The sequence below is a fragment of the Rhizobium sp. FKY42 genome (assembly GCF_005222835.1).
Taxonomy (GTDB): Bacteria; Pseudomonadota; Alphaproteobacteria; order Rhizobiales; family Rhizobiaceae; genus Neorhizobium.
Genome location: NZ_STGA01000053.1, coordinates 1 through 4,976, shown reverse-complemented (window position 1 = coordinate 4,976; position 4,976 = coordinate 1). Strand labels below are relative to the sequence as shown.

At 59.0% G+C, this 4,976-nt stretch carries 5 protein-coding genes and 1 pseudogene; all 6 read right to left on the bottom strand.

Going from position 1 to position 4,976, the window contains the following annotated elements:
* A partial coding sequence (locus E8M78_RS18630; RefSeq protein WP_137136481.1) for a DUF2169 domain-containing protein occupies positions 1-1,033 on the bottom strand: 1,033 nt, incomplete at its 3' end.
* A 7-nt stretch (positions 1,034-1,040) separates the two neighbouring features.
* Positions 1,041-2,081 (bottom strand): annotated as a pseudogene (locus tag E8M78_RS18625) (phage baseplate assembly protein V); the annotation flags it as partial.
* 31 nt (positions 2,082-2,112) lie between these two features.
* Entirely contained in the window at positions 2,113-2,418 is a 306-nt protein-coding gene (locus tag E8M78_RS18620; protein WP_137136480.1) for a PAAR domain-containing protein, read from the bottom strand.
* Positions 2,419-2,430: 12 nt separating this feature from the next.
* Positions 2,431-3,105 (bottom strand): GAD-like domain-containing protein, encoded by a 675-nt coding sequence (locus tag E8M78_RS18615; protein ID WP_137136479.1) that lies wholly within the window; start codon positions 3,103-3,105, stop codon positions 2,431-2,433.
* Between the two features lie 26 nt (positions 3,106-3,131).
* Complete coding sequence (locus E8M78_RS18610) at positions 3,132-3,881, bottom strand: polymorphic toxin type 15 domain-containing protein (RefSeq protein WP_246658391.1); 750 nt, start codon at positions 3,879-3,881, stop codon at positions 3,132-3,134.
* Between the two features lie 71 nt (positions 3,882-3,952).
* The coding region (locus E8M78_RS18605) for a DUF4123 domain-containing protein (RefSeq protein ID WP_246658390.1) at positions 3,953-4,976 on the bottom strand (1,024 nt) is incomplete at its 5' end.

Below are 4,976 nucleotides of genomic sequence, written 5' to 3'. Positions count from 1 at the left end.
CGAAGGAGAGAACCGGTCGCCCGCGTCGTTCCGGCCACAGAAACGCGGTGCGCCATGTGAGAAACACACGCCCCACGCCGGGTCGCATGTCGAAGTGCACGCCATCAAGCGCCATCAGCCCGGATGCCGGACCTTTGCCCTGATCGATCGAGACCTGAAGGGCAAGGCCGGGCAGCGAGCCGTGCAGGCACTCAAAGCCCGGCAGCAGGTTTGTCAGTTCGAACGGTTCATGACCCTCAAGCCATGGCTCGGCAATCTGATCGCGCGGAGCAGCCTGCCAGAAGGCATAGTCGAAGTCTGGCGGCAAAAGCGGATGGCGGTTGCTGACCCAGTCGTCGTCATAGGTCCCGGCAAGAGCGGCGCGGTCCTTCCAGAAGGGAGAGAGCGGCGCAAAGCCCGCCGGGTGCGGACGGTCCTTCACGGAGCGGATAGGGTGATCGGCCAGCTCGATCTGCGGTGCGCGCCATTCCGGTTGCTGCTTGAAGGCCGCCTCATCCACAAGGCCGATGCCCAACGGGTTGGCTTCGAGCCTGTCTTCATCCGGCTGTCCGCCAAAGGCCAGACGCCAATCGAGAGGCACATGGGTCACTGGTTCGCCTGAGGTCAGTTCCCAGCCGTCGAGCGCGTCTTCATGCACGCGGTTGATCAGTCCACGCCATGTTTTGCGCGTTTTTGCACGCCAGTGGCGCGGACCATGAACGCGCAGACGCTTCTCCACCGGTCCCACCTTCAAGCCACAGGTCCAGCTGCTTTGAGGCTTGCCGTCCGGCGCAAAACTGGCACCGATGAAGGTGACGTCGGTACCCGGCTTGAAGGGGGCCAGATCCGTGCAGGCAGTTTGCGGTGTCTGGTGCGGATCGCCTTCATAGGTATCCGACATGACCAGAGAATATTGCTCATCCGCCAGGCGAAGCGGTCCGTCCTTGGTGAGCTTGAAGGTGCCGCGGACAGTGACCACGCCCATCATGTCGCCAACCATATTGTACTGGCGAAAGGCGAGTGCCGGAAACGGCGTGTGGTTCTCGACAGACACCCGCTGCTCAACCCTTGGCCGTGCCGTCTGCCGAGGTGGGAGAGGCCTCCGAGAAGCCGCCGCCGGGCTTGTTCAGATCAACGACACTGCCGTTGATCTGGGTCGGGCCGGACGCTGTGAAGTTGAACTGCGAGCCAAGAATGATGACGGTGCCATCCTTGCGCATGATGAACTTCGATGCGCCACACTCAATGACGAACTCCTCGCCGACGATCACCTTCTTGAACTTGCCGACCGTCTCCAGCGATGTCTGCCCGACATTTGTGACCTTGCTGATGCCGATCTGTTCTGCGCGAGCCACGCCGATGCTATCGGACTTGAAGGTGGAGACGACGGTGTTCATGATGCCGGGGAGCGGAAAGAGGGAGGATGCGGCCTGGCCGACGCCTGTTCCGGAACCGGCAAGTGCTGTGCCTGCATCGGCCCTTGGACTTGGACCCGATACGACACCTTCGCGCGCTGACAGACCGCCAGCGCCAAGGAAGCCGAGAGCGGAAGAGGCAAGCGAGGTGGCGAAGGCGGCAATGCCGGGACTGGTACCCGGTCCGCCACCACCGGCAATCTGCGCCGCCTGAGATAGCAGTCCCGCCGTCTGGCCGGAAAGCGCCTGAACGCCCGCCATGGCGAGTGCGGCCATCGGCCCTGTGCCGCCGACGACCGTGTTCACCGATCCACCGATCTCATGCTTCTGGTTGCCGGAGACTTCCACCGCCCGGTTGCCGCCGATGGAGGCCACCTCATGCCGGTCGATGCGCTTGGTGCGGTCGTTCAGCACCCGTGTCGTCTGGTCCTTCTGGGCATGAAAGAACTGGTTCTCGCGGCCCGCCTCATCCTCGAAGCTGATCTCGTTGAAGCCCTCTCCCTTGTGCGTATTGGAGCGCAGCACCATGCGCGTCTTGTTGGCGGGCAGATCATAGGGCACGGCGTTGGCGGGGTTCGGCACGACGCCGATGACCAGCGGGCGGTCGGGATCGCCATCGACGAAGGCGACCATCACCTCCATGCCGATGCGCGGGATGACCTGTGAGCCCCATGTTCCTCCGCCCCAGTCCCCGCCGGTGCGCTTGTCGGGCTATGTTTTACTCGAATGTTATCCACGGCACGCCCTGAACGAGCGAGCCGCCATGCGCACAAGGGTCGCCCAGCCGCGCCACAGCCTTGCCCTCGATATTGGCAATAGCAGAGCCACCAGTGATCCGGTCCGAGGTCGTGGGAACACCGGTGCAAAGCAGGCTGTCTCCCACCGTTGCAATCGGCACGCCTTCAACGGTCACAAAACTCTGCTGCGTTGACACCACCGGACCACCCACATGCGGCTTCGGCCCCGGATCAACCATCGGGCAAATGTGCATATGGCCTTTGAGGGTGACGGGACTGGAGGGCATAACGCAGGTTCCTCATTCACCGATGTATCTGACCGCAGGAACACTTGGCTTGGTCGTATCGTAAAGAGTGAACGGACCAGCCTGCGCCGCAATTGTCATGGCAGCCAATGCGTTCGCGGGTCTCAAGTTCTCGACGGTAATCGAACCGCCGAGTGCAGGATGCAACTTCGGCGCATAGATTTGGCCAAATTCAAGCTCGCCATGCATCTTCAATGCACGTTTGAACATCGGCTTGCCGTCTTTATCGGGCAGGTCGTAGGAGGTGTCCGAGACACTACCAATTACACCGCCTAATGTAATATCTACTGCTATATGCGGTTTCGGCTTAAACAAGTAGGCACAGCTAACCCTGCCATAAAGTATGTCAATCTCTATCGTGCGGTGAATTGTGTTCCAGCATATCAATTCTCCGAAAGACGAAAAGCCCAGGGCCAAGGTCTTATCTGCCAAAAAATCGGGATCGTGCTCTAAGATAATGTTTACAACAGACTGGTATTTATCGGGATTACACAATTGAAAGTAACCATTGAGCCATTTTCCTGTGCCGTATGCTCTCAGGAAGTCCAGATATGTTTCGGGAACACGTCCCTTGTAGCCCGCTATCGTCTCCTCGGGCAGGTGTTCTCCATCTACTGGCACACCGAATTTTTCCAGGCATCGTCTATAGTTTATGAATAGCTCAGTCATCTGTACTCCAAAATCTCAATAGGCTTCTAAGAGGTCGGGATGTCGCCTAGGCCTTGACTGCCCTCTGTTGAAGATGCGTTTGATTTCTGTTTCGGGGAGGGCGATGCTTTACCATCAGGCGGGCATTCTTCCAGTTTGGCGTTCAGTTTTTTTCCCTGCTCTTTGGCTTTCTGCGCATGTGCCTTCAGTTGTGCAGCACGTCGCCCCTTCCACTGTGAGCCTAGCGAACTGTTGATTGTCTTGTTGCCAAGTCCGGAAATGGAGCCATCGCCGCCAGCAACCAGATCCAATGCATGGGTTGCTGCTAGTTTGGTCATTTCCTTGGCAACCTCTGCTGCTGCTCGCTCTTCGAAGTCTGTTATCCCTTGGCTTTGATACTCGTCCGACAGCTCGCGTTCGCGTGTTCTTCGGTCTCGTTCCCTCGCGAGCCTCCTATCCGCTGCATCATTTTTGGGACGTCCGTATTTAGCATAGTGATCCATATTCTGGATGAGATCATCCGGATTCATCCGATTGATCTCATCCTGCTGCTCCTTTAATTGCCGCCTGAACTCTTCCTTCAACTTATCATCGGCACCCTCTGGTGGCTTGAAGCAATCGATATCTCCACAATCCACACATGGCTTTGCCTGTTCGGCTTCCCTTGTTTTTTCCTCAGCGTCGGCATTTGCATCTTCCATATAGGAGGCGAGGGCTTCACCTGCGGCGCGTCCTGCCATGCCGCCGAGACGGGAGCCTGCTGCACGACCGATCCAGGTGCCGATCGGCCCAAACACGCTACCCACCAAGCCGCCGAGAACGCCGCCCGCGGCACGGCCGCCATACTCGCCAACAGTGCCCGCCGTGCTCATGCCAAACCTCCCGTCAGAGAGGGGTTGGAGCGCAGGGCATCAGCGGTGTGCTGGATGAGCGACTTAACCCGGTTGTCGGGTGTATCACCGCCATCGCGGATATAGCTGCGTATCTCCGGTGCGTTTGCGGCCTTGCCGTCAGACATCATCATCACATAGGCCCAGCGCGCACGCCCGCGCTCGGTCCTTATGCCCAGTTCATCGGCCGATGTCTCACTGGCAAGTGTCGCGCCCCATAAGAAGCTGTCGTCGACGCCGGAGAAGTGCGCAGGTACATTGCCTTTCAGAAAGCGGGCGATACGCAGCCGCGATGAATGCAGCATAACGGCCTTGAGCCTCACCATCTGGTCCGGTTCGAACCGAAGCGGTCCGGGCGGCGCGGCTGGTAGATCCACCGTCGCCCGCGCCCGCTTCAGCCCGCCGTAATCGGGAGCATTGAAGATCACCGCATCCGCTGGACCCAGGAAGCGCGATATTTGCTCACCTATCAGCAGCGGTAGAACCGCACCCAGCACATTGGGGTCCCAATGTCGGAACAGAACGCGCTCAAAAGCTTGCGAGAATGTTCCATCGGGTTGTTCGACGGGGATAAGAATCTCGTTGATCGATCTGAGATGCCGTCGCACATCTTCTTCTGGAAGCCCGCAGGACCAGTAGACCGTGCAAGAATGTTCCGCATCCAGCCGTTCGACAATGCCCTGTTTGAGAACATCGGCTAAGGCAACCAGCCAGGGACCGGCCCGAATGATATCCGCTGCCGTCTCCTGTCGAAACAAAGACTTTGCCTGGATGCCTTGCTGATTCAAAAAACCTGACAAGTCGTCGTGCATGCCGCCATCGAGAACGGCAAAGAACGGTGCGGATAGTTCACCCAAGGCCTGGCGCATTCGTTGCGCCGCTTCCGCGGGCGCAAGCAGATCAAGAGAAGGGGTCTCCTGCATGGTCACATCCTCACGAACGGCGTGGAAGACTTGGCCATCTCGCGCAGGCACGATGCGCCTTCGCCGGGGCCGCCTTTCT